Origin of the sequence: Streptomyces flaveolus, assembly GCF_000716535.1 — a bacterium.
GTDB lineage: Bacteria > Actinomycetota > Actinomycetes > Streptomycetales > Streptomycetaceae > Streptomyces > Streptomyces flaveolus_A.
This window is the reverse complement of the sequence record NZ_JNWV01000163.1, coordinates 1-425: the sequence shown is the minus strand read 5'-3', so window position 1 is coordinate 425 and position 425 is coordinate 1. Positions and strand designations below refer to the sequence as shown.

Here is a 425-nt window from a genome sequence, read left to right as displayed (position 1 = left end):
GAGCGCGCACCCGAACTCGTCAACGAGATCGTCTACCTCTCGGCCTTCGTGCCCGCCGGACGGCCCCGGTTCTTCGACTATCTCGGCTCGCCCGAGAACGCCACGGCACGAGGCCAGAGCCTCAACCTGGGCGACCCCGGGGAACTGGGCGCCGTGCGGATCAACCCGCTCTCACAGGATCCCGCCTACGTCGAGGAACTGCGGCAGACCTACTACCACGACACTCCCTTGGACCGCTTCGACCGCTGGCGCTCGGCACTGAGCCCCGATCTGCCGCTGGCGATCCCCACCACCCCGGTCATCGTGACCCCGCAACGGTGGGGGCGCGTCCCGCGGACCTTCCTGCGCTGCGCGGACGACCGGGCGCTGCCGACGGCCGTGCAGGATCTGATGATCGCGGAAGCCGACCGGGCCATGCCCGGCAA

At 70.1% G+C, this 425-nt stretch carries 1 pseudogene; it reads left to right on the top strand.

Annotation, left to right across the window (positions count from 1 at the left end):
• A pseudogene (locus OO52_RS45665) lies at positions 1-425 on the top strand (alpha/beta hydrolase); the annotation flags it as partial.